Consider the following 24039-nt stretch of genomic DNA (forward strand, 5'->3'; position numbering starts at 1 on the left):
GGATGGTTATGAAGGCAAGTCACAAGGAGCAGTCTTTGTTGTCTCGAAGCCATGGAAGAGCCAGGGAGTGTCCGCGAAGGACACCCCCTGAGCAGGTTTTTATTCCGACAGCACGAAGGGTGCGGTGTACTTGTCCACATTGTCCTTGGTGATGAGCAGGCAATCGAACAGTTGCTTCTCGCTGGTGGCGCCGGTAGCGCCCGTCTTGATGAACGAGTCGGCCTGCTGCACGGCCTTGGCCGAGAAGATGGCCACCGGCTGAAGCACGGTGTACTGCAGTTCGCCGGACTTGATGGCCGCAACCGCATCCGGGGAGCCGTCAAAGCCGCCGACCTTGATGCCGGCGAGCTTGCCGGCTTCCTTCAGCGCCGCAACCGCGCCAAGCGCCATTTCGTCGTTGCCGCTGATCACCGCGATGATGTCGGGATTGGCCTGCAGCATGCTCTGCATCTTGTCGTGTCCCTGGGTACGATCCCAGTTGGCGACCTGCGAAGCGGCCTTTTCGAGATCCGGATACTGGCTCAGCACAGTCGCGTAGCCGTTCGAGCGCGTGGCGGCGTTGTTGTCCGAGGGGGCGCCGAGCAGTTCGACATACTTGCCCTTTTCACCGACCGCCTGCACCCACTGCTGGGCGCCGAGAGCCGCACCCTGGGCGTTGTTGGAGACGAGCTGTCCCTTGGCAAGACCTTCCTGGTTGATCTCGGCATTGACGAGGAAAACCGGGATGTTGGCGGCAATCGCCTTCTTCACCGCGCCGACCGAACCATCGGCATTGGCCGGGTCGAGGATGATCGCCACCGACTTGTTGGTGATGGCGGTGTCGATCAGATTGCTTTCGGTATTGGTGTCGCCCTTGTGGGCGGCGACGTTGGCTGTATAGCCAAGCTTTTCGGCTTCGGCCTTGGCGACGTTGCCTTCGGTCAGCCAGTAGGGGTTGGCCGGATCGTTGACGATGATCGAGATCAGGCCCGCGGCCGATGCGGCTGCGCTAAACCCGACCACCATCGCGGCGGCAAGCAAACTTCTAAGCACGATTTTCATGTACATTCCTCCAATGATTTTACGCGGTCTTGCTGCCAGTCAGCTGGCAGTCTTCCCTTGGGCAGGATTGGCCGGTTCGGCCTTCCCCCGTTTCTGAGAAGTCGGTTGGCCGCCCGTCGAAGCTGGAAGCTTGCTACGGCGGCGATACTGAACGGCATTGAGGAGCACGGCGAGCACGATGACGGCGCCGGTGAACACTGTCTGCCAGTAGGATGAGATGCCGATGATCACCAGACCATCGGACAGGAAGCCGATGACGAAGGCTCCGAGCAAGGTGCCGCGAATGTTGCCGCGCCCGCCGGTGAGTGCGGCGCCGCCGATGACCACGGCGGCGATGGCCGTCAGTTCGTAGGTGGTGCCGGCGGTCGGCCCGGCCGAGGTCAGCTGCGAGGACAGGATCAGGCCGGCAATGGCGGCGCAGATGCCCGACAGCACATAGACCGAAATCTGCACGGTCTTGACCGGAACGCCGGAGAGTTCGGCGGCGCGCTCATTGCCGCCCGAGGCGTAGAGCCAGCGTCCAAAGGCGGTGCGGTTCAGGACGATGCTGCCGATCAGCGCGATGACCGCCAGCACCACCACGCCGGTCGGCACGCCGAACAGGCGGTTGAAGCCGAGAGCATCGAAACCGGTGTTGCCCAACTCCGGCTTGCCGCCGAGATTGTTGTAGGTCAGGCCGCTGGTCATCAGCAGTGCCAGGCCGCGCGCCATGTACATGACGCCGAGCGTGGCGACGAAGGCCGGAACCTTGAACCGCGCGATCAGCACGCCGTTGATAAGCCCGACGGCCGCACCCAGCATGCAGGCCAGCACCGCGACCATCCAGACCGGCGGGTAGAGAACGACGCCCAGCCAGGTCAGCGTCACGCCCTGCATCAGAAACCCAGCGACGACGCCGGCAAGCCCGAGCGTCGACCCCACCGACAGGTCGATGCCGCCATTGAGGATGACCAGCAGCATGCCGACGGCGAGAATCCCGAAGATGGCGACATGCGAGGCCATGGTCAGGAAATTCGCCACCGAGAGGTAATAGGGCGACAGGATCGAGAAGACGACAATGATGACGATCAGGGCAAAGAAGGCCCGGCCTTCGAGCAGCAGCTTGGCCACGTCGAAGCCCTCGCCGCCCGCATTGGGGCTGGACTGTTTGCTGGCCTGGCTGACATCGCTCATGGGTCGGGGCTCCGAAATTCTATGGTCAGGCGACCACGGCTTCGCCGGAGGCGGCCATGATCTGCTCTTTGGTGGCGTTGGCGCCGAATTCGGCTGAAATCTTGCCGCGCCGCATCACGACGATGCGATGGGCGATGCTGAGGCACTCATTGACCTCCGAGGTCGAGAAGACGACCGCCAGGCCTTGCGCGGCACGCTCGCTGAGCAAGCGAAAGACTTCGGCCTTGGCGCCGACATCGATGCCGCGGCTCGGCTCGTCGAGAAGGATGACCTTGGGATCTGTCGTCAGCATCTTGCCGATGACGACCTTCTGCTGGTTGCCGCCCGACAGCGATCCGATCATGGCGTTGCCGCCCGCGGTCTTGATGGTCACCTTGCGGATCGAATCGTCGATCAGTGCGCGTTCCCTCGGCCGGGAGAGGAACAGGCCTTTCGCGAACGCCTCGATGCTGGCAAGCGACAGATTGCGGCCGACGGTCATGGTCTGAACCAGGCCGTCGCGCTGGCGATCCTCGGGGACCAGAACCAGACCTCGGGCGATGCGCTGGGCAATGGTCAGCCCCGAAACGTCCTCACCCTCCAGCAGCGCCCGCCCGCCCGCCATGGGCACACGGCCGGCGACGGCCTCCAGCAATTCCGTGCGGCCCGCGCCCATCAGCCCATAGATGCAGACGATCTCGCCCGCTTTGACATCCAGCGACAGATGATCGACGACGTAGCCTGAACCCGAAGCGTCAGTGACGCTGACATCCTCGATCGACAGCGCGACCTCACCAAACGCATGGCCGGTCGGCGGCGAGCCGAGGTCGAAATTCTCACCCACCATGTTGCGGACGATCCATTCGAGGTCGATGTCCTTGGCTTCGGCCGTCGCCGTGATCGCCCCGTCACGCAGCACGACGGCGTAGTCGGTGATCTGCAGCGCCTCTTCGAGGTGATGCGAGATGTAGACGATGGAGACACCGCGGCTGGTCAGATCGCGGATCACCTTGAACAGCACTTCGACCTCCGTGGCGCTCAGCGCGGAGGTCGGCTCGTCCATAATCAGGATGCGGCTGTCGACCGATAGCGCGCGTGCGATCTCGACGATCTGCTGCTGCCCCAGGCGCAGGTCCTCCACCAAGGTCATCGGATCGATGTCTTCTTCGAGGTCGGCCATCAGCGCCCGCGCCTGGCGCGACTCCTCGGCGAAGTCGAGGCCGGTTCTGGTGCGCAGTTCGCGGCCCATGAAGATGTTGTCGCGAACGCTCAGATTCGGCGCCAGGCTGAGCTCCTGGTGGATGATCGAAATGCCGCGGTCGCGCGCGTCCGAAGACGAGGAAAAGCTGACGAGATTGCCGTCGAGCACGATGTCGCCGGATGTCGGCGTGACCACGCCGGACAGGATCTTCATCAGCGTCGACTTGCCGGCGCCATTCTCTCCGAACAGGGTGGTGACCTTGCCGCGATGGATGTCGAAGTTGACGCCCTTGAGCGCGTGGACGCCGCCATACGACATGACGACATTGCGCGCCGAAAGCACGGCATCGCCAGTCGCGGGTTCTGTGCCGGCAGCCATTGTCATTTGACGTCCAGCCTCACCGGCGTGACCAGCCAGCTCTTCGGATTGACCAGCTTGAAGACGCCGACCACCGCTATTGTCTTGCCGGTCAAGTCACTGGTATCGACTTTCGCCAGCACCTCCTTCTTCATCTCGTTGTTCAGCGCCGAGCCGGCGTCCTGATACTCGATCTGGTTGGTGAACTGACCAAAGGTGATCTTGCCGGTGGCGTCGCGAAGCTCGGTGCCGTTGATCGCCGGCCCAGTCTGTACGCGGACGGTCAACGTGTCCGGCAAACCGTCGACCGCGACCTTGTAGATGCCCGATTTTCCCTCGCCGACGACGCCGGTGAACTTGACCGAGATGACCGGTCCGACTCCCGCCGGCACGCCATATTCCTTTTCGGCCGTCGCCCTGTCCTTGGCGATCGCCGTTGCCACCGTTGCGGCGTCGGCGGCACGCGCTTCGACATCGGCCTGCACCTTGGGAAATTCAGACTTGCCGTAGTCGGCGGCCGAAAACACCGCGTTGCGAACATCGCCGGCAGAGCCGATCTTGATCACCTTGGTATCGAGCGCCATGGCGCCGAGCAGAACCACAACCGCAGCGCCGGCAAGCACCCGGCGCAGGCCGGGCGAAGCTTGCCGGGCGGTGGCCTTCGCGCTCATGATGCAACCACCAGCGGTGCGGATTGTCCGTTGTCACGCATTCGAAGTTCCTCCGTTCACGCAGCGCTTCGCGGTCCCGGCTGCATCGTCGAGCTCGACCAGCGCGCGGGCCGTGCATTCGTCGGTGATCAGGCCGCTGAGATAACGGCTTTCGAGTACTGCCTTGATGGCGCGCACCTTCACCTTGCCGCCGGCGACGGCAACGATCCTGCGGCCCTTCAACTGATCGCGCGGAAGCGCCAGTATTCTTTCCGACAGCGCCGTTTCGACCGGACGCCCCTTGTCGTCGAAGAAATGCGCCAGCAATTCACCAACGCCGCCGTCACGCTTGACCTCGTCGATTTCGGAAGGCTCGATCATGCCGGTGGCGACCAGCGACGCCTCCCGCTCGGCCGTGCCTATTCCGACGAACATCAGGTCGGACCGGCTGGCGAGAGCGAACACATCGCTGATGCCGCGCTGGCCAAGCAGCACTTCGCGGTCCTCGGCGGTATTGGCGACAAAAGGCACCGGCATGACGAAAGCCTGCGCGCCGGTCCGCTCTGCCAGGCGATGCATGACGTCGTGCGGGTTGGCGGCGAATTTGCGCGTCACGCCGCCAAGCAGCGAGACGAAACGGATGTGAGCAGCAGTTGCGCGCGTCAGATATTCGACGCTGGCGGCAAGCGTGCGGCCATGGCCGACGCCGATCAGCATGTCTTCGCCGCGATCGATTTCGCGCTTCAGGAACTGGGCGCCGGCAATGCCCAGCCCCTTGAGCGGCAGTTCGTCCTGATCGAGATCGGGAACCACCTCGCAATAGTGGAGCCCATAGGCGGCGATCAGGCGCTGTTCCAGGTCGACGCATTCGGCGACGTCGCCGTCGATGAAGACCCTGACCAGACCTTCCTGGTTGGCCTTGGTGATCAGCCTATGCGCCTTGAGGCTGGTCAGGCCAAGCCGCTTGGCCACCTGGGCCTGGGTCAGACCACCGGCATAGTGCAGCCAGGCCGCGCGCGTGGCGAGGCTGGATTCATGGTCGCGGTTTGCGCTTCCGCCGGAATTCAAGCCATCCCCTCCCCAGGGTGATAATATTATCTTTGTGTGCAAAAATTTTCATACCTTTGCACCGCTGTCAATCCCTCCGCAGATGGTTGCCTCAGCCGACGTTCGGCAGCCAACGCGAGCCTATTAGAAGGTAAGCATACAATATGACCATACGGTAGTGTTAATTTAACGTCAATTTGTGTTACCGGATCCAGTGACGGCATGAGCCCGTAGGCGCCGGCAAATCCCAATCCGGGTGCAAAATGGGAAGGTTGATGCACAGGGCGCAACAAGGGCAAATCGATCGGATTGCCTCAGGAAAAGCTAGGCGTCGGCGATCAAGCGATCAGTCCAGCCGCATCAGGTTCCTGCCTTCGAGCTCGACAACAGCGGCTTCGACCTCCCGCGTGAGGCGCTCGGTGCTCCACCCCAACGCCCGCCCCGCGATCGCGGCAATCTCCTGCAGGTCGCGGCTCGTCAGCGAGCCGCCTATCGCCAACGTGCTGCGGCGCATAACGACATCGGCCAGATGTTCGACGAACTCGTTGCGCGCGATGTAGTCGATTTCCGCCTTGCCGTAGCCGCCGGAGTCCGGCAGGCAACCCTCATCATCCGACCCGTGCCTGGCGATCTCAACGGCTCTGGTCCCGTAGCGCGACAGCAATTGATCAAGGCGCCCTTCCCCGGCGCCCGTTGCCTGCTGTGCCTCAGCCAGCCAGTCCGCGCGCGCGGCGGCATTGGCCGGAAAATCCCGCCCACCGCCGATCGGCATCGACTGAGTCGACATCTTGCGGCTGCGCTGCAAGCGCTTGAGTACGGTATCAGTGACTTCCTCGGCAAAGCCGCGGAACGTCGTCCATTTGCCGCCGACCAGCGAAATGACTGCAAAGGGCCTGTTGCCGTCCGGCTCGGCAACGGGCGCCGAATGATCGCGGCTGATCAGTCCGGGCGTCGCTGCTTCAGACGTCGGCAGCGGCCGGATGCCGCTATAGGCGTAGACGATCTGGTCGCGCTCGAACGCCATGCCCGGCAGCAGCGTTCGCACGCTGTCGAGCAGATAGTCGACTTCTTCGGGTTCGCAGCGGACCGCGTCCGGATTGTCGGCCTTGATGTCGGTCGAGCCGACCAGCGCCAGGCCGAGATAGTCGTAGACCAGGCAGATGCGGCCGTCATCGGCCTCGAAATAGAGCATGCGCCCGGCGAGGCTTTTGACCAGTTCGTCATGCCTTAAAAGGATATGCGAGCCCTTGGTGCCGCCGATCATCTTCGATGGAGCACCAAGCAGCGCGTTGACGTCGTCGATCCACGGACCGGCGGCGTTCACCACCAGCTTCGGCCGCACCGAAAAGGCCGCGCCGTTTTCCGGCTGGAAGGTGAGCACGCCATTGGCTGAAGCCGCCAGTGTCGTGTAGTTGGCACCGGCAGACGCCGCGTGAGCCTGCAAGCCGTCGAGGATCAGTTCCAGCACCAGCCTTTCCGGGTGACTTATCTTGGCGTCGTAGTAGGTGCCGGTGGCGACGATCGCCGGATTGAGCGCCGGCATCTCAACAAGCGCCTGCCGCCGCCCGACCATGCGGTGGCGCGGCATGACCTGGTTTCGTGAACCGTAGAAATCGTAGATCATCAAGCCGATCTTGATCAGTATGGCGCCGCGGCTGCGCGGCGCGCTGGTCGAGCCGAACAGCGTTCGCAACGCCGCGAGCATGCCCTTGCTCCACGAGAAGATCGGGATGACGGTCGGCAGCGGGCTGACATAGTGCGGCGCGTTTTGAAGAAGCAGATTGCGTTCGAGCGTCGACTGCGCCACCAGCCCGAACTCGCCGGTCTCGAGATATTTCAAGCCGCCGTGGATGAGCCTCGACGGCGCGGCACTGGTGCCCGAGCCGAAATCCGCCTTTTCGACGATCAGGCAGCTGACACCTTGCGCGCACAGATCGCGAAACAGCCCAGCCCCGTTGATGCCGGCGCCAAGAATGACGACGTCGACCTCGCCGGTCGCAGCCATAGCGGCGAGACGTCCGGCGCGATTGTCCGCCCCTGCTCCGTCTGTTCGGCTCATGGCGCTTTCGTCTTGACGATGCGCAGTTTCACGCCGGCCCGCTCGAGGCTCTGCGCCTGCGCATCGCCGAGCCCCTCGGTCACCAGCACGGCGTCGAAACTGGTCAAATCGTCGAAGACATGCAGCGCGATCCGGTCGAATTTTGCGTGGTCGACCAAAAGGATGCGCTTCACGGAGGCGGTCATCATCGCCTGCTTGACCCGCACGACATTCGGATCCTGGATGAAAGCCGTGGTTCCGGTGACGGCCGAAGCCGAACAGATCAGCACATTGGCGCGCAACTGCGCCACGGCGTTCTCGCAGACGATGCCGATATAGGCATTGTAGGTGCCGTGATACTGGCCGCCGAGACAGATGAAGTCGAGGTCGTCGACATTGATCAGCAACGCAGCCATCGACACGCTGTTGGTGACAACCGTCAGCGGCTTGACGTCGAGCAGCAGCGTCGCAACCGCGTTTGCCGTCGATGAATCGTCCAGCATCACCACCTGGCCGGCCTCGACATAGTCCAATGCTGCCCGCGCCAGCGCATCCTTCTCGGCTCGGTTGACCGTCACCCGGTAGCGGAAGGCGCTCTCATAGAGACCGGACGGCTGAACCGTCACGGCACCATGCAGCTTGCGCAGCACGCCCTGCTGCGCCAGCCGGTCGATGTGCCGGTGGATGGTCATGCGCGATACGCCGAAATGCTCGACCAGATCGTCGATGCGCACCTGGCCCAGCTTGATCACATAATCGGCGATCTCTTCGCGTCGTTCGTCGGCCTTGATCATGCGTCTCCCCTTGGCCGCGCCAGCCTTTCGATGTCCGGCCAATGCGACTTCAGCTGCTCGGCTATGCGGCAGTAGAGCGAAAACCGCTCATTGAACACAGCACTGGAGGCGGGCACCGGTTGATACGTCCGCTCCGTCATCCCAACCTGCCTTGCTCCCTCTTGCGGCGTCTTGAACAAGCCGACCGCAGCACCTGCGCAAAGCGCGGCACCGAGGGCCGCGGTCTCATCCGTCGAGGTGACGGTGACCGGGGCGTTCAGCACGTCGGCAAACATCTGGACGAAAGCAGGATTGCGCGAACCGCCGCCGGTCAGGCGGATCTCGCTGACGGCAAAGCCGTCGCGCAAAGCCTCGACATGGGTGCGGTGATTGAAGGCGATGCCTTCCAGAACCGCCTTCAGCATGTCGCCGCGATTGTGCCAGCCATGCAGGCCGACAAAGCTGCCGCTGGCCAAATCGCCATAGGGAGAGCCGAACAGATAGGGATGAAACAGGATGGTCGAAGGCTTCTTCAACGCCGCGTCGATCTCTCCCGCCAGCAATTCGTGGAGCGAGCCGCCATCCGCGTTTGTCCTGTCTTGCTCCAAGCGACAGAAAGTGTCGAGAAACCAGTCGTAGTTCGCGGTCGAGGCCGGCGAGATCGACATGTTGTTCCAACGCCCCGCATCGATGGCGTTGCGGCAGAACCAACGTCGGTCGACGCGCGGTTGCGAAGAGACGACTTCGTTGATGGAATACGTGCCGGCGACGATGGCGAGCACGCCGTCTTCATGGCCGCCCATGCCAAGCGCCGAGGCGGCCACGTCGTGCAGGCCGCAGGCGACCGGTGTTCCCCTGCGAAGGCCGGTCCTTTCGGCGGCATCGGCTGTGACTTGACCGGCGATGTCAGCGGAATGCGCCACCGGCGGCAGCGCGTTGAACAGATCCTCCAACCCGAAGATGCGCAGCGCTTCAGGCGCATAGGCTTGCGTGCGAAAATCCGTGAATGAAGTGCTGGCCTCCGTGCGGTCGGTCCCGATCGTGCCGGTCAGGCAAAAGCGCAGCCAGTCCTTGCAGGCCAGCACATGGCCGATGCGGCCATAGCGATCAGGATCGTTCTGCTTAAGCCACGCCAGCAGCGCCGACGGCGCCGAAACATGCGGCGTCTGGCCTGTCGTCGCCAGTGCATCGGTGAAAACGGTACCGGCGGACCACCTTTCGACAATGTCGCCGGCGCGGCTGTCGAGCGACAGGATGCCTGGTCCCAAAGGCTGACGATCATGATCGAGCAGATAGAGACCATCGCCATGCGCGGTCGCCGCCACCGCCTTGATGTCTTCCGCCGGCCTGCCGGAGAGCGCGATCGCCTCCTTGATGGCGTCGGCTGTTGCTTGCCACAGGCCTGACATGTCGCGCTCCACCCAGCGCGCGTGGGGCATCGATTGCGGCACCCGGCGACGGGCCACGGACAATTGCGTGCCGTCGGCATCGAAGATGACCGCCTTGGTGACCGTGAGGCCGTTATCGATTCCGAGCAGGCTGGGCATGATCACCGCCTCTTTCAGCAACTGGCGATTGCTACAGGGCGATCCTGCAGTCTGATGCAAGGGCGAAACACATGGCGACAACCCCGATTGAGCAAGGGGGACAAACGGCAAAAGCACCTCGCCGCAACAAAGAACTCATATCTTTATGTGAATTTAACGTCAACATACGCGACAAAAAGGCTTCGGCGCCAGGGAGCCACGGATGGATCTCGCGGTTGCCAGGCGACGCGTAATCAGCTGCTAAGGCCGTCACGGATGGCGCTGAAATAGCGGTCGGTTCCAACCTGCCCGCCCTTGAGTGCGACCTCCAGCCCATCGATCGCCTTGACGCGCGAGTGAGCGACGCAAAGCGGCGAGCCCGGCGACACCGGCAACGGCATCCGCACGGTCAGCGCATCGACACCCATCTGGCCGAGCGCGTGGCTCGACGTATCGCCGCCGGCAACGACCACGCGCTGCAACTTCTGCTCGATGGTCAGCGCGCGAAGCAGTTCGCCGAGGCCCCGCCCGAGCTTGTGGCGGGCGCCTTCCTGGCGGTCGATTTCGCCCCCCCTATCGGCCGCGGGTCCAAGGGCCGTGTAGAGAACGACGCTGCGCCCGGCTTCCAGACTGGCGCGACCGGCTGCCGTCGCGCGTGCGATCGCATCTCCGGAAGCTTCGGAGATCAGTTCGACGGGATCGACCTCGATGCCATCGAAGCCGTCGGTCAAAGCGTGCCGGATCTGTCGTTCGGTCGTCGGCGAACAACTGCCCGAGACGACCGCGATCCGGTCGGCGGCACCCGGCGGCGAAAATTCTGGTTCAGCTCTGACTGTCCCGTTCGACACCCATTCGGCCAGCAGCGCATATTCGATCCCCGACGAGCCGACGACGAACGAACCGCCCGGCTTGCGGGCGCGCCATATCTCCTTGCCGGCAAGCGCCTGCGTCTCGAGGCTGTCGACATCGACAAGTACGATGTCGGTGCCCTCGGCGAGCAAGCGATCGAAGGCCTCCGAGCGCGCCGCCGACTGCAACGTCGCGAGGTCGACCAGCCCCGATGTGAGCTCCGTCTGCCGCGACAGATGGATCAGCAGGTCGGATTCATCCATCGGCGTCGTCGGGTGGCGGCTCATCACCGGATGGCGGTCGATGCGGAAATACTTTTCACGATAGGCCGCGAACAAATGACCGAAGGCCGTGTAACGCTTGAGCTGCGGCGCCCCGACCAGCAGCGGCACGCTGTCCTGCGCGAAGACCGAACGGCCGATCTCGATGGCGCGACCGATGCTGCCGATGGTCGGGCTGGAATCGAAGGTGGAGCAGACCTTGTAGTGACAGATCGCGGCATTCAGCGTCTTCAGCCAAGCGAAGGCATCGCTCAGATGCGTGTTCATCCATTGCGGCGTCTCGCTGCGGCTGGTGCCGGCCAGGCCAATGGCGCGGCAATGGCTGAACTGCTCAACCATGGCCGCGTCCGGCTGGCGCATAAATAGCACGGTCGGCACGCCGCCGAGTTCGAGCGCTTCCATGACGTCGGTCGAGCCGGTGAGGTCGTCGCCATAATAGCTGAGAAGCAGGTCTTGCATTGCTTCAGGCCGCTTTGCCGTCGCCGAATTTTTCGATCGACCGCGCCAGCTCCGGATGGCTCAAGGCGAAATCCGCCAGCGGAATGCCGTCGACCGCCGCCTGCCAGGCTTGCTGCACGGCACGCACCCCGGCGCCCGGTCCATCCGGATGGCTGACGATGCCGCCGCCGCACAGATAGAGCAGATCGACCGTCCGGCCGGTCCGTTCATAGGTCTCGGGCGCTTGCCCGCCCCATTGGCCGGAGCCCGCCACAGGCAAGGCGCAATCCTCAGGGGCAAAAATCGGCGTCGTCACCGCCTTGAAGGACTCGACGAAAGACGCGTCCGGCTCCCAGTATTTCGATTGGATGCCGTTGATCTGGAACTGGTCGACGCCGAGCAGCCGCCAGAACTGTTGCCAGACCTTGAAGTTCATACCGAGGCCGGGATGGCGGGTGAGGATGTCCCAGCCGTTGCGATGAGCGTGAAGCACCAGGCTGGAGCGTTTTCTCAAGAAGGCCAGGCCACCGAAACCGACGGAGTTGATGTTGACCACGGCGCAATTTCCGCCGGCCTTGGCCACCAGATCGTGATTGCGCATCATCTCGTCCGGGTCGGCATGCGAGATGCCGAAGGCGTACATCACCTTCTTGCCGGTCCTCTGCTCGTGGTCGAGGATCAGCGGCATGATTGCCTTTACCCGCTCCGCCAGCGGCGAATAGGCTGGGCTCATCAGCTTCTCATCGTCCTTGATGAAATCGACACCGGCGGCGATCAGCTCGCCCACCATCGCGGCGGTTTCGGGGGGCCGCAGCCCCAGCGCCGGCTTGACGATGGTGCCGATGATCGGCCGATCCGTGACACCTGTCAGCCTGCGGCTGCCGGCGACGCCGAATTGCGGACCTGGATGCGCGCCGCGGAATTGCTCCGGCAGCTTCATGTCGACAACGCGAATGCCGGTTAGGCCCTTGATCGAATAGGCGCCGCCGATGGCAATGGTCATCAGAGCCGACAGGTCGTGGCCGATGGCATCGAATGGAAAGGCGATGTCGACATCCGCGCGCTTGAACGGCCCGTTACCGGCCTCGGGAATGGAGGGGCGAAGTGCGTCCGGCAGGTGCCGAATGGCCAGGACACGCGCGGCCACCCGGGCTTTCAGTTCCTCGGTCTCGCCGGGCAGCGCGACGAAGGTTCCAGACGACTGGTCGCTGGCGATCTTGGCTGCCAGCGTCTCGATGCTGCCTGATGTCTCGATGCGGTAGGTGAGCGTGATCATGGTTCGTTGTCTGAGGCCGCAGGGGGTTCGAAAAGAGTTCCTTGATCGTCGGAATCTGGTATAATGAGTACATAAGCTTTGCAAGCAATATCCTGTCTGGCGGCTATGGGCGATCGGGGCGACAGCCATTCCGGGAACAGCTGCGGCAGTGCTAGATAGACACAGGTCAAGGGAGTGATTCGCGACGATGAACCGTTCGGAGCCGATCGTCCGGCGCAAACTTTCCGACGAAGTGTTTTTGCGGCTGAAGCGCCTGATCACCAGCGGAGAATTGACGCCGGGCGACGACATGCCGTCGGAGCGCGAGTTGATGGAGCGCTTCGAGGTCGGCCGTCCCGCGATCCGCGAGGCGATGCAGGCGCTGAGCAATATGGGCCTCGTCGCGATCTCGCATGGGGAACGCGCCAAGGTGCTGCAGCTGACCGCCAAGTCGATCATCAAGCAGGTCGATGGCGCAGCCAAGATCATCCTGTCGTCGTCGAAGGACACGTTGGAACACCTGAAAACGGCGCGCATCTTCTTCGAGCGCGGTATGGTCAGGGAAGCCGCCGAAAACGCCACTGCCGAGGACGTTGAGCAGCTGCGGGCCACAATTGCCGAACAGCGTGGCTTTCGCGGCGATTCCGAGGCTTTCATTTCAGCCGACATGAAGTTTCACACCCAGATCGCGGCCATTTCAGGCAACCCGATCTATATCGCCGTCAGCGAGGCGATGCTCGGTTGGCTGAAGGAATATCACACCGAAATGCTGATCTGGACCGGCAAGGAACAGTTCACGCTGACCGAGCATGAAGAGATCATCGGCCGCATCGAGAAGAAGGATGCCGACGGCGCCGAGAAGGCGATGATCAAGCACCTCGAGCGCTCGCGCGCGCTTTATGTGATGAACTCCGGCAACTGATTTCAGCCGATCCGCGTGATCGCGTAAGGGGTCATCACCAGTTGGCCTCGGCCAAACGCTGAGATGTCGACCGTCACGTCGTCCGCCGTCAGGTTCGCCAGCCACGCCACGGTCTTGCCCGAAGCGGAGCGGCCGGCCAGCGCCAGCACCTTGGTCTCGTCGCTCGTTTTCGTCGCCACATACGTAAGGCCGGCCAGTTCGCAAAGCCCCTTGATGGCATCGAAGATCGGCCGAGGCGATCCTTCCGCGACGGGTTCGCCGGATGCTGCGAGCACGCCGAAAGGCCCGGCGAAGCCGGACAGCGTGAGCAGTTCCAGCCCGGCCGGCGCGACACGCGCGGCATAGCCGATCGCCCATGCGGCTGCGAACAGGCCGGCATGGCGAGGGTCGCGATCGGCCATGGCGATGCGCTGGCCCCCGGGATTGCCCTTGGTCGCGCCGCCATAGGGGTTCTGGCGCATGGCGATCGTCGATGGACCGATGCGGTAAGGCTTTTCCCCGAAGATCGCCCGCGCCGACGCGGTGATGAAGGGCAGCGCCTCCAGCGACTGCATGACGCTGAGATCGTCGGCGGCGTGCACGATCGGGCACGTGCAGTGGGTGACGAAATCGAGTTGGCCCGCCGGCACGCGCTTGCGGTTGAGCTCGGTGAAATAGCTGAACATGCCGCCGCCGAGCCGGATATCGGGAAAGGCGCGACAGGCCGCGGCATAGACGTCTTCGAGCGGCGGACAGTCCGGCCACGCGCTGCCCGGCGGTGTCGACTGCCGGTCAACCGAAGGCAAGACGGCAATGGCCGAAAGCTTCAACCCGGCTTGACGCACCATGTCGGCAACGCCTGACAGCTCGGCATCGAGGTCGCCCGCGCAGGCAACGACGCATTCCAGCGTCGTCTGCACCGGATAGGCGGCGGTGAGCCTTGCATAAGACTGCAATGCTTCGACGCCGTGACCGCGCGTCGGATCGTAGTGGAAGACAAGTTGCTGCGGGCCGAGCTCGGTCAATGTCGAAAGATTTGCGAGCGCTGCTTCGACCTCATCCGGGTAGATGATCACGCCGAGATCCGGCAGCCTCTGCCCGGTCTCGCCGAGTTCGACGCTGACCGGTTCGGCGGCAGATGCTGCGGCCGGCATTCCCCCCTCGCCGGTGATGCGCAGGCTGACCGTCTGGCTTACAGTTTGGCCGGCCGGCAGCACATAGGGCCAAGGCAACGCCAGTGGCCGCACATAGGTCTTGTAGGACGCGTCCGACCAGTTACGCTGGTCCTCCATCTCGAAAGTGTCGCCCTCCATCCGGCATTCGGCAGTGATGCCCGGCCGGACCTCATGGGTGATCGCGCGCAAATCCTTGAAAGGCTGCCAGGGATCGATCAGCAGTGGCAGTTTCGTCGCCACCACGCTGCCGTCGGTATGCTCGACCGTGACCGGGCTGCCGGCGAGGCCGGCGATCGGATGCAGGACGCAAAAACCGCAGCGATTGGTCTCGAAATCGCTTTCAGGGACCGCGCTGACGTCGAAGACCAGGTGACCGTTGGCGGAGCCCTTGATCGTAGCGCGAAGGTCGAGCCGGCTTCCGCCCGGCGCTAAGCAACTTGCGGAGTAGCTGACGGAGAAGCTGTCGGCGTCCTGATCGACGGCAAGGTCGGTCAGTTCAGGCTCGTAAGTGCCCCAGTCGCGGTCGCGCACGATGTAGGCGATGGCGCGCAGCACTTCGATGCCGCCGTAACGGATGGTGCGCAGATTGCCGTTGACGAAGTCGGCGCTGAGCAGGCCCGCACTCAGCCTGACCGGCTCGGCCTCGACCACGCGTGTGCCGTATAGGAGGAAGGCGTCGGCTGTCATGTCAGCAAGCCATCCAGGTGGACAGGTTCGTGGCTCGCGGCGCCCAGATAGGCCGCCTCGACCAGCGCGAATGTCTTGAGATTGTCGGCGCCCGAGGTCGCCGGCTCGGTTCCCTTTGCCAGGCAGTCGACCCAGTGCTGCTGGATGGCGACGACACTCTCCTGGATGTTGTGCCATGGGCGCGATGCCCAGGCGAGTACGGGCGGCGAAACGTCGGTGATCTTCGTGCCGCTCCTGCCGGTCACGGTGAGCCGATATCCCTGCGCCAGGCGGATTGTGCCGTCGCTGCCGTCGATCTCGATAAGCGTTTCGGGAAACGGCTCCACGGCAAGCTTCGTCGCGTAGCTGCAGTCGACGACTGAGGTGGCGCCGCTCTTGTGATCCATCAGCATCGTTACGACGTCCTCGCCGGCGATATCGGGGTTGATGCGCGCCGTTCGCGTCGTGATCGTCGATACGTCGCCGAGTAGAAAACGGGCGATGTCGAGGATGTGGATACCGAGGTCTTCGATGATGAAGCGCTTTCCCTTGGCGAGATAGGGCTGGCCGGAAAACACGTCATAGGCGGAGCGGAAGGAGATGCGCCCGAAGAACGGCGTGCCGATCTCGCCGCTGTCCAGCACGGCACGCACCGCCTGGATCGCCGACTGCCAGCGAAAATTCTCATGCACCATCAGCGGTACGCCGGCTTCCACGCAGGCCCTCACCATCGCCTTGGCGTCGGCAAGCGTCGGCGCGAACGGCTTTTGGCAAATCACCGGCACACGGTGCAGCGCCGCCATCTCGACCAGCGGACGATGGCTGGGAACGGTAGTGGCGATATCGACGAAGTCGAGGCTTTCGCTTGCAAACATCTCTGCCGCGTCGGTGTAGCGCTTCGCAATGCCGAACTGGTCGCCGATGATGCGCAGCCGCTCCGGGTCGCGGTCGCAAATGGCGACCATCGCGGCGCCTTCAATGTCGCGCCAGGCATGCATCTGGTTGATGGCAAAGAAGCCGCAGCCGATGAGCCCTCCCCGCAACTCCGCCATGCTCAGCCTGCCTTTGCCATCTGCATCAACGTCACCCGGCTCTGCAGCCGGCGCTGCGCCTGGTCGACGACGACGGCGACGATGATGACAAGGCCCTTGATCACCATCTGCCAGAAGGAACTCACGCCCATCATCACCAACCCGTCCGAAAGAATGCCGATGACGAAGGCGCCGACAATGGTGCCGCCGATCGTGCCGCGCCCACCCGACATCGAGGTGCCGCCGAGCACTGCCGCCGCGATGGCGTTGAGCTCGAAACTTTCGCCCGTTGCCGGGTGCGAGGCCATCAGTTCGGACGAGATGATCAGGCCGACGATCGCCGCGCAGAAGCCGGAGAACATGTAGACGAACATTTTCACCATGTTGACACGAACGCCCGAAATTCGCGACGCCCGTTCATTGCCGCCGACGGCGAAGATGTGGCGGCCGAGCGGCGTGTATTTGGCGAGATAGGCCGCAGCCAGCGCGACGACGATCAGGATCCAGATCGCCACCGGCAGGCCGAGCAGCCGCCCGGCGCCGAGGAAACCAAACCCGGTGGTGCCAAGCTCCGGCTTGCCGACGAGGTTCGGGAAGGTGCGGCCGTCCGACGACAGCAACGCCAGGCCGCGCGCGACATAGAGCACGCCGAGTGTGGCGATGAACGGCGCGACGTTCAGCCTGGTGATCAGCAATCCGTTGACGGCGCCGATCAGGATGCCAACCGCCAGCGTGATCAGCGCGATCTCGACGACGTTGAAATAGACGGTGTAGCCGAATTGCAGGTCGATGCCGTTGAGCACGAGGTAGCCGGCAACCATGCCGCACAGGCCGACGATCGAGCCGACCGACAGGTCGATGCCGCCGGTGATGATGACGAAGGTCATGCCCATGGCGAGGAAGGCGTTCAGCGCCACATGTTTCGACATCAGGATCAGATTGGCGGTCGACAGGAAATTCGGCGCCGCGATCGAGAAGAAGATCAAGACGGCGATCAGCGCGATGAAGGTCCTCGCCTTCATCAGCGTCAGCAGCAGCGAGCCGCTCGAAACGGAGGAGACAGCCGCCTTGGCTGGGATGTCAGTCATGGGTTCTCCGTGTGCGGGGCCGGTCCGTGGCCAAGTGCCGAGGCGGCGACAAGGGCTGCCTCCGTCGCCTCGGCGCGATCGAACATGCCCGTCAGTTTTCCATTGCTCATCACCGCGATGCGGTCGGACAGCGCCATCACCTCATCAAGATCCGAGGTGGCGAACAGAATACCGAGCCCGTCGCGCGACAGCTTGCGCATGGTGCCGAAGACGTCGGCCTTGGCGCCGACATCGATACCGCGGCTGGGCTCGTCCATCAGCAGCACCTTAGGCCCGGTGAGCAGCGCCTTGCCGATCACCACCTTTTGCTGGTTGCCGCCCGACAGAGATGAGACCTCCTGCGCCGGGTCGGCGACTTTGATCGCCAGTTCCCGCACCATCTGCGTCACCGCATGCTTCTCCTGGCCGCCACTGATGTGGAACAGGCGGACAAACCGCGACAGGCTGGCCAGTGTCAGATTGCTGGCGACGGACAGGATCGACACCAGCCCTTCGCGTTGGCGGTCTTCGGGGATCAGCGCCAGCCCGCGCCGGATGCGCCGCGTCGTGTCGCGCTCCTTGACCTTCTTGCCGGCGATGAAGATCGCGCCGGTCGCCTGGCCATGGCGGCCCATGATGCAGTCGAACAGTTCGCTGCGCCCGGCGCCCATCAGGCCATAGATGCCGAGGATCTCGCCGGCGCGCAGCGACAGGGAGACGTGATCGACCGCCAGCCCGCCGGTCGCGCGCGGCAGGCAGATGTCCTCGGCGCGGAATATCTCTTCGCCGGGAACATGGCCGTCGGCCTTGGCGAAATCCTTGGCGTCGGAGCCGATCATCTGCCGCACGATCCACCGCGTGTCGACGTTTTTCATCTCTTCCTGGCCGGTGATGTGTCCATCGCGCAGCACCGTGATGTAGTCGCCAATGCGGATCAGCTCTTCCAGCCGGTGCGAGATGTAGACGATCGCCACGCCGCGCGCCTTGAGGTCGGCGATCACCTTGAACAGGATCTCGACTTCCGCCGCACTGAGCGCCGAGGTCGGCTCGTCCATGATCAGGATGCGCGCATCGAGCGAAACCGCCTTGGCGATCTCGACCAGCTGCTGCTGGCCGATGCGCAGATCCTCGACCAGCATGTCGGGCCTTATCCCGGCCTGCAGGCGTTCGAGAAATTGCGCCGCGCGACGCTCCTGCTCCTTGCGGTCGATCTTGCGGAACCGGTTGGTGATCTCGCGCGTGGCGAAGATGTTCTCGGCGACGGTCATATTGCCAAACAGGTTCAGCTCCTGGAACACCATGCCGATGCCGCGGTTCACCGCGTCGCCCGATGACGAGAAGGAGACCTCCTCCCCTTCCAGGAGGATCCGGCCGAGCGTCGGCTGTTCGACGCCGGCGATGATCTTCATCAGCGTCGATTTGCCGGCGCCGTTTTCGCCGACCAGCACATTGACCGCGCCCTTGCGCACCTCGAAATTCGCGCGCTTGACCGCGACGGTGCCGGAATAGACCTTGGAGACGTCCTCCAGCTTCAAGACGACATCGTGAGCAACCGCAGCGCTCATGGCTTCCGCCCGATTTCTGCCTCCGCCGGCGTCACCAGCGGCAGGTCCTGGCCGCTCTCGAGCGTATAGGCGCCGAGAACCTTGGCGGTCCGGCCTTCCAGCGCGTCACGCGGCAGTTTGGCAAACAGGGCCTTGACGGCATAGGCGTTGAACGCCTTGCCGAACTGGGCAAAGTCGATCTGATTGGTAAAATCGTTGAACTGGATGAAATCGAGGCTGTCGCGCAGCGCGGTTCCCCGCATCGCCGGTCCGATTTGCACCCGCGCATCGGCCTTGCCGTCGCCGTCGACATCGACATCCATGGTCGCTGCCCGCGACTGCGTGTTGGCGGCGATGATCTTGCCCTCGACGCGAACCGCGAAGGTCCAGGGCGAATTCGCCTGCTTGTTCGGATTGGCATATTTGGCGCCGGCGGAAGCAGGATCGGTTTTTGCCAGAGCGTGGACTTGCACAAACGGCCCGGCTTTCTGCTGGAGGTAAGGCACGACCTTCGCCGCCCATATCTCCTCGACCATCTTGTCCGGGTTGAAGACGGCGGCATTGCCGCTGTCCCCCGAAGCGGTCGGGAGGATCTTGCAGGCGGTCAAGCTGATGCCGAGTATCACGGCAAGGATCGGCCAGGTCGGCTTGTTGTTCAGCATGATGGCTTGTTGAGCATGGTGATCAGCACCCACGGAAAATGGCGACGAGGGACGACCCTTGGGTCGCCCCTCGCTATTCATGTCACGCCGGCTCAGTTGGTAAGCGCAAAAGTTTCCAGCTTGGAAGCATTGTCGCCATTGACCAGGACGCAGTCCATCAACTGCTTTTCCTTGGCCGGCGATTTCTTGTTCTTGATGAAGTCGTTGGCCTGCTCGACCGCCATCTGCGCCTGCGCATAAGCCGGCTGCAGCACGGTTGCCTTGATGCCGCCCGCGGTGATGGAGTCGCGCACGTCATTCGACCCGTCGAAGCCGACGACGATGACGTCCTTGCGGTTTGCCGCGACCAGCGCCGCATAGGCGCCCATCGCCATCGTGTCGTTGCCGGAGATGACGCCCTTGATATCCGGGTTGGCCTGGAGGATCGATTCCATCTTGGAATACGCTTCCGTCTGGCTCCAGTTTGCCGACTGCTGGGCGACCATCTTCAGATCCGGATAATCGTCGATGACGTCGTGATAGCCCTTCGAGCGAATGCCGGCATTGGTATCGGATTCCTTGCCGACCAGCTCGACGAAATTGCCCTTCTCGCCCATCAACTTGACGAATTCCTGCGCACCGAGCTGGGCGCCCTGGTAGTTGTTGGAGACGATCTGAGCCACGGCGACGCCGGTGGCGTTGATCTCGCGATCGATCAGGAACGACGGCACGCCTGCGTCCTTGGCCTTCTGCACGGCAGCGACAGTGGCGTCGGCGCCGGCATTGTCGAGGATGATCGCCTTGGCGCCGCGACCGATCGCCGTATCGATCAATTCGGATTGCTTGTTGGCGTCGTCATCATGGACGAGCACAAGCGCTTCGTAGCCGAGTTCCTTGGCCTTGGCTTCGGCGCCGACGGCTTCCGCCTTGAAGAACGGATTGTCGTGCGAGGGCGTGATGATGGCAATGAGGTCGGCCGCATAGGCGGGTACCGCCGTGCCAAGCGCCAGCATGCCGGCGAACGCCGCAAGTGTCATTCTGCGTGTGAGTTTCATGATGTCCTCCCGTTTGAAAAATTGCCTTGATAAATCAAGGCCTCTGCATTCGAATTCATCGCGCAACGCGGGCCGCCGATCGGTTCAGGCTGAATGCCGGTGCCGGCTTCCCAAACGATCGCTGCTCCCCCGCCGTCCCTCCACTCGCCCAGGCTTCGTACTTCCCGCGAACCCTTGCCCAAGCCATCAACAGCTAAGCCAACTGGTATGATGAGTCAATCACTAATTGAGGTGACATGTTCCCACTGAGCAAAACATCTGTTCGTCATGGCGGGTGTGTCGAGCCATCGAGGCGCTCCGGCAAGCGCCCGACTCGGCCTGTCTCAGGTAATGCGCCGAATGCTCGCGGCGATCTCTTCGGGCTCGAACACCCGCTTCCAGTCGTCGCGCATCAGCACCGGCTTGCCGAATTCGATCGCCTTGTTGCAGGCATCCGAGAATACGCCCTTGGTTTCGCCGAAAATCACGGCGCCGAGCACGTTCATGTGGCCGAGCAGGAAGTCGAGCGCCGCCTGTTGGTCGACGCCTCGCGCGACGACCTCGTCGACGGCTTCCTTCATGACGACAAGCAGTGACGCGCACACCGTCTCCGATAGACCGGGCTCCAGCAGCGCCATCTGTTCGACAGTGACACGGTGCGAGCGCATGACCGGCGCCCAGATGATTTTCGCGACCGCCTCGCCCTTGGCGTAATCCGCTTCCGGTCCCTGCATCAGCGCGCTGACCATATGCTGCTTGGCCTTGACGCCGCCAAAATAGTCCTTCTTGGCCGCCATGTCGGTCTCGTCGTTGAAGATCGGCGGATGACAGGGATGGGTGACGAAATAGGTCAGGTCCGGCCGGTTGGGCAGATGGCCGGCGAAGGGTGCGGCCGCATCGAGCACTATCACCATTGTGCCCGGCGCCAGTTTGCTCTCGATATCAGCCGCCACCTTGCCGATATGCGTGTCGGGAACGGCCAGGATGACGATGTCCGCCCCGTCCAGCGCCGCATCGGCACTGACCGCGTCAAAGCCCAGTCCGGTCTTCAGCCGCTCGCGGCCGGCCTCGCTCACCTCGACATGGCGTACCGTGTAGGGCGATCCGCGAAAATTGGTCGACAGGCGGTAACCCATTTTGCCGCCGGCACCGAGTAGCGCAATCGTCGTCATGTAATCCCTACTCCCGATTCAAACGACGGCCGCGCCGATCGTCATGTTATCAACTGGTATAATCACATTACCACGAATTCAGGAGTTGAACAGGGCTTTGATGAGGCTATGCGGTCGCCCGTTTGGCATTCCACTCGCACTTGGGGGCCTATAGCTGCCTGGGTCCCTGGTCTTCTCAGCCCGAAAACTATCCCTGCGCTGCGACTCCTGGTAGCGCATTCAGGATCCAGTCACGCGCCCGCGCCCTTCTTCAACCAGGTGAAACCGGTAGCGGTCGCGCACGAACTCGTTGAAAAATTGCCCTTTCGAGAAGGCGGCCCGGAACGCCGCATAGGTCTCGGGCTCGACCTCTTCATAGTCGTAGCGGGCTCCGCTCGGGACGAACCAGACCGAGAGGATTTTCGTCGACGGGTCGTAATGGGTGTTGCGGATGGCGGTGGACGGCATGTCGAAATCCTGCTTCGTCCCCAAATCTTTCGCCCCAAATCCTGCTTCGAACATGCGTAATGCCGCAACGATGCGGAGGTTCCGACAGGGAGGCGCACCACAACGCCGAATCTTGCCCGGGTGGCGAGGCTTCCTATCTCTCCGTCAGATGGCACAGACGAAATCCAGTACAACAGCGTATGCCAGCCAGGGCGATCTCTTCGGCGCGGCCGACACGCTGCCGGAAGGATTTTCTTACCGGCCTAGCCTGATCACAACGGACGAAGAGGCGGAACTGGTCCGTCACCTCAATGAACTGTCCTTCAAGCCGTTCGATTTCCACGGCCACCTTGCCAACCGGCAGGTCGCCGGCTTCGGCTGGCGCTACGACTACGACCGGCGCCAGGTCGTCGAAGCGCCGCCCATCCCGAAATTCCTGCTGCCGCTTCGCGACAAGGTCGCGGATTTTGCCGGCAGGCAGGCCACGGAATTCGCGCAAGTGCTCATCAACGAGTATCGGCCGGGCGCGGGCATAGGTTGGCATCGCGACAAGCCGCATTTCGATCTCGTCGCCGGCGTCTCGCTGCTGGCGCCCTGCAGCTTTCGGCTGCGCCGAAAAAACGGCTCGAAATGGGATCGCAAGACGATCGAGGTTCAGCCGAGATCTGTCTATCTCATTGACGGCCCGGCGCGCCACGAGTGGGAGCACAGCATTCCGCCGGTCGCCGGGCACCGCTATTCGATCACGCTGCGCACTCTGAAATAGGCCACACTCCAAGCCACGCAGCAGCCGCTCTGGAAGACCGAGCGCAGTTGTGCTTCGATCGCACATGAGCGTGGATCGCAGCAGAGTTTTGGTTACCCGCGTGGCGCTCTTTCTGTGGGCATGCCTGTCCTGCGTTCTGGCTCTGCAGTGGCTCGTCGACCTTGGCATGGTCGGCTTTCCCGACGGATACATAACGCCCTATGCCCGAGCAACGAGCACGCTGTTGCATGTCCTTGTCTGGGCATGCCTGGCTCAAAGTCTCTACTTCGCTTGCCGAGCCTTGTTTGGCAAACGCTTCGAGCCTGCTCCTCTCTTCCTGCAAATCCTGATCGCCGCCGCACTGACTGTCGTGCCGGTATTCATCGTAAAACACTGTCCGCGGTCCCAGGTATGCAGCAACATCTATGAAGCGCTCACGAATACGATGATGGACGACGGCACCGGCGGATGACGTTGTGTCTCCAGTAACTGACGAGAGATAGAAGTTTGGCGTCGCGCCGCGCGGTGGCGGTAGAACCTGGAGGAACCATGCGAAAGATTCTGGCATCGATGCTGCTGTTCGCGGCAGCGCTATCTGCAAACCCCGCTCGGGCGCTGGACAGTACCATCCCGCCGGTTGTCGTCACACCGCTTGCCGATCGCAGCCAGACGGCGTCCGGCCAGCCGATCGTGCTGCCGCAGAAAAACGTCCAGGTCCTGGTTTCAGCCTATGACATTGCGGTCGGCGCCACTCTGCCGGTGCACAAGCACCCGTTTGCCCGCTACGCCTATGTCGAGGCCGGGACACTCAAAGTGACGAATGTCGAGACCGGCAACAGCAACACCTACAAGACGGGCGATTTCATCATCGAGATGATCGGCCAGTGGCACCAGGCCACCAACATCGGCGACGGCCCGGTCAAGCTGCTGGTCATCGACCAGGTCGAACAAGGCGCCAAGAACACGGTGCTGCAGAAACAATAGATCTCTCGCTACGGACCTAGGCAGGGTTGCCGGGCTGGCCCAAGC

22 protein-coding genes are annotated in these 24039 nt (G+C 63.0%); 4 read left to right on the forward strand and 18 right to left on the reverse strand.

What is annotated here, in order from left to right:
- Positions 1-99: 99 nt before the first annotated feature.
- The 10 genes from NKH54_RS26950 to oiaX all read right to left on the reverse strand — a co-directional run bounded on the left by NKH54_RS26950 (position 100) and on the right by oiaX (position 12629).
- Positions 100-1041, reverse strand: a complete 942-nt coding sequence (locus NKH54_RS26950; protein ID WP_081726801.1) for a D-ribose ABC transporter substrate-binding protein — start codon at positions 1039-1041, stop codon at positions 100-102.
- A 39-nt stretch (positions 1042-1080) separates the two neighbouring features.
- Positions 1081-2214 carry an ABC transporter permease gene (locus tag NKH54_RS26955; RefSeq protein WP_023672598.1) on the reverse strand — a complete coding sequence of 378 codons (1134 nt, stop codon included), beginning with the start codon at positions 2212-2214 and terminating at the stop codon, positions 1081-1083.
- Positions 2215-2239: 25 nt separating this feature from the next.
- On the reverse strand, positions 2240-3778 hold the full coding sequence (locus NKH54_RS26960) for a sugar ABC transporter ATP-binding protein (protein ID WP_023818099.1): 1539 nt from the start codon (positions 3776-3778) through the stop codon (positions 2240-2242).
- A complete protein-coding gene (locus NKH54_RS26965; RefSeq protein ID WP_023672600.1) occupies positions 3775-4422 on the reverse strand; it encodes a DUF2291 family protein in 648 nt (215 codons plus the stop codon). Before NKH54_RS26965 ends, NKH54_RS26960 begins: the two co-directional genes overlap by 4 nt.
- 33 nt (positions 4423-4455) lie before the next feature.
- Positions 4456-5469, reverse strand: coding sequence for a sugar-binding transcriptional regulator (locus tag NKH54_RS26970; protein ID WP_023672601.1), 1014 nt, complete (start codon positions 5467-5469; stop codon positions 4456-4458).
- Between the two features lie 325 nt (positions 5470-5794).
- Complete coding sequence (locus NKH54_RS26975) at positions 5795-7453, reverse strand: glycerol-3-phosphate dehydrogenase/oxidase (RefSeq protein WP_352653840.1); 1659 nt, start codon at positions 7451-7453, stop codon at positions 5795-5797.
- A gap of 50 nt (positions 7454-7503) precedes the next feature.
- Complete coding sequence (locus NKH54_RS26980) at positions 7504-8280, reverse strand: DeoR/GlpR family DNA-binding transcription regulator (RefSeq protein WP_353029362.1); 777 nt, start codon at positions 8278-8280, stop codon at positions 7504-7506.
- Positions 8277-9806 carry an FGGY-family carbohydrate kinase gene (locus NKH54_RS26985; RefSeq protein ID WP_353029363.1) on the reverse strand — a complete coding sequence of 510 codons (1530 nt, stop codon included), beginning with the start codon at positions 9804-9806 and terminating at the stop codon, positions 8277-8279. The genes NKH54_RS26980 and NKH54_RS26985 overlap by 4 nt, the downstream gene beginning before the upstream one ends.
- A 233-nt stretch (positions 9807-10039) precedes the next feature.
- On the reverse strand, positions 10040-11374 hold the full coding sequence (locus NKH54_RS26990; protein ID WP_023681697.1) for a four-carbon acid sugar kinase family protein: 1335 nt from the start codon (positions 11372-11374) through the stop codon (positions 10040-10042).
- A 4-nt stretch (positions 11375-11378) separates the two neighbouring features.
- Positions 11379-12629, reverse strand: coding sequence for a 3-oxo-isoapionate-4-phosphate decarboxylase OiaX (oiaX, locus tag NKH54_RS26995; protein ID WP_023681698.1), 1251 nt, complete (start codon positions 12627-12629; stop codon positions 11379-11381).
- A gap of 187 nt (positions 12630-12816) precedes the next feature.
- On the opposite strand from oiaX, the gene NKH54_RS27000 reads away from it, so the two are divergent.
- Positions 12817-13530, forward strand: a complete 714-nt coding sequence (locus NKH54_RS27000; protein WP_023672607.1) for a transcriptional regulator NanR — start codon at positions 12817-12819, stop codon at positions 13528-13530.
- 2 nt (positions 13531-13532) lie between these two features.
- Here NKH54_RS27000 and apnL read toward each other — a convergent pair whose 3' ends face one another.
- The 8 genes from apnL to NKH54_RS27040 form a co-directional block, all read right to left on the reverse strand.
- The gene (apnL, locus tag NKH54_RS27005; RefSeq protein WP_353029364.1) at positions 13533-15371 is read right to left on the reverse strand and encodes a D-apionate lactonase; all 1839 of its coding nucleotides are present in this window, start codon (positions 15369-15371) and stop codon (positions 13533-13535) included.
- The gene (locus NKH54_RS27010; protein ID WP_023697641.1) at positions 15368-16402 is read right to left on the reverse strand and encodes a Gfo/Idh/MocA family protein; all 1035 of its coding nucleotides are present in this window, start codon (positions 16400-16402) and stop codon (positions 15368-15370) included. The genes apnL and NKH54_RS27010 overlap by 4 nt, the downstream gene beginning before the upstream one ends.
- A 2-nt stretch (positions 16403-16404) precedes the next feature.
- A complete protein-coding gene (locus tag NKH54_RS27015) occupies positions 16405-17469 on the reverse strand; it encodes an ABC transporter permease (protein WP_023688190.1) in 1065 nt (354 codons plus the stop codon).
- On the reverse strand, positions 17466-19013 hold the full coding sequence (locus NKH54_RS27020; RefSeq protein WP_353029365.1) for a sugar ABC transporter ATP-binding protein: 1548 nt from the start codon (positions 19011-19013) through the stop codon (positions 17466-17468). Before NKH54_RS27020 ends, NKH54_RS27015 begins: the two co-directional genes overlap by 4 nt.
- Positions 19010-19654 (reverse strand): DUF2291 family protein, encoded by a 645-nt coding sequence (locus tag NKH54_RS27025; protein WP_353029366.1) that lies wholly within the window; start codon positions 19652-19654, stop codon positions 19010-19012. The genes NKH54_RS27020 and NKH54_RS27025 overlap by 4 nt, the downstream gene beginning before the upstream one ends.
- A gap of 92 nt (positions 19655-19746) precedes the next feature.
- A complete protein-coding gene (locus tag NKH54_RS27030) occupies positions 19747-20688 on the reverse strand; it encodes a D-ribose ABC transporter substrate-binding protein (protein WP_352652032.1) in 942 nt (313 codons plus the stop codon).
- A 323-nt stretch (positions 20689-21011) separates the two neighbouring features.
- Positions 21012-21839, reverse strand: coding sequence for a phosphogluconate dehydrogenase C-terminal domain-containing protein (locus NKH54_RS27035; RefSeq protein ID WP_023681705.1), 828 nt, complete (start codon positions 21837-21839; stop codon positions 21012-21014).
- Between the two features lie 219 nt (positions 21840-22058).
- Positions 22059-22286, reverse strand: coding sequence for a KTSC domain-containing protein (locus NKH54_RS27040; protein ID WP_353029367.1), 228 nt, complete (start codon positions 22284-22286; stop codon positions 22059-22061).
- Between the two features lie 148 nt (positions 22287-22434).
- Between NKH54_RS27040 and NKH54_RS27045 the strand changes: the two genes are divergently transcribed.
- The 3 genes from NKH54_RS27045 (at position 22435) to NKH54_RS27055 (ending at position 23994) form a co-directional block, all read left to right on the forward strand.
- Complete coding sequence (locus tag NKH54_RS27045) at positions 22435-23031, forward strand: alpha-ketoglutarate-dependent dioxygenase AlkB (protein WP_023672616.1); 597 nt, start codon at positions 22435-22437, stop codon at positions 23029-23031.
- 64 nt (positions 23032-23095) lie between these two features.
- Complete coding sequence (locus NKH54_RS27050; RefSeq protein ID WP_023730737.1) at positions 23096-23482, forward strand: hypothetical protein; 387 nt, start codon at positions 23096-23098, stop codon at positions 23480-23482.
- A 77-nt stretch (positions 23483-23559) separates the two neighbouring features.
- Positions 23560-23994, forward strand: a complete 435-nt coding sequence (locus tag NKH54_RS27055; RefSeq protein ID WP_023823039.1) for a cupin domain-containing protein — start codon at positions 23560-23562, stop codon at positions 23992-23994.
- Positions 23995-24039: the final 45 nt, after the last annotated feature.

Origin of the sequence: Mesorhizobium sp. M1004, assembly GCF_040318795.1 — a bacterium.
GTDB lineage: Bacteria > Pseudomonadota > Alphaproteobacteria > Rhizobiales > Rhizobiaceae > Mesorhizobium.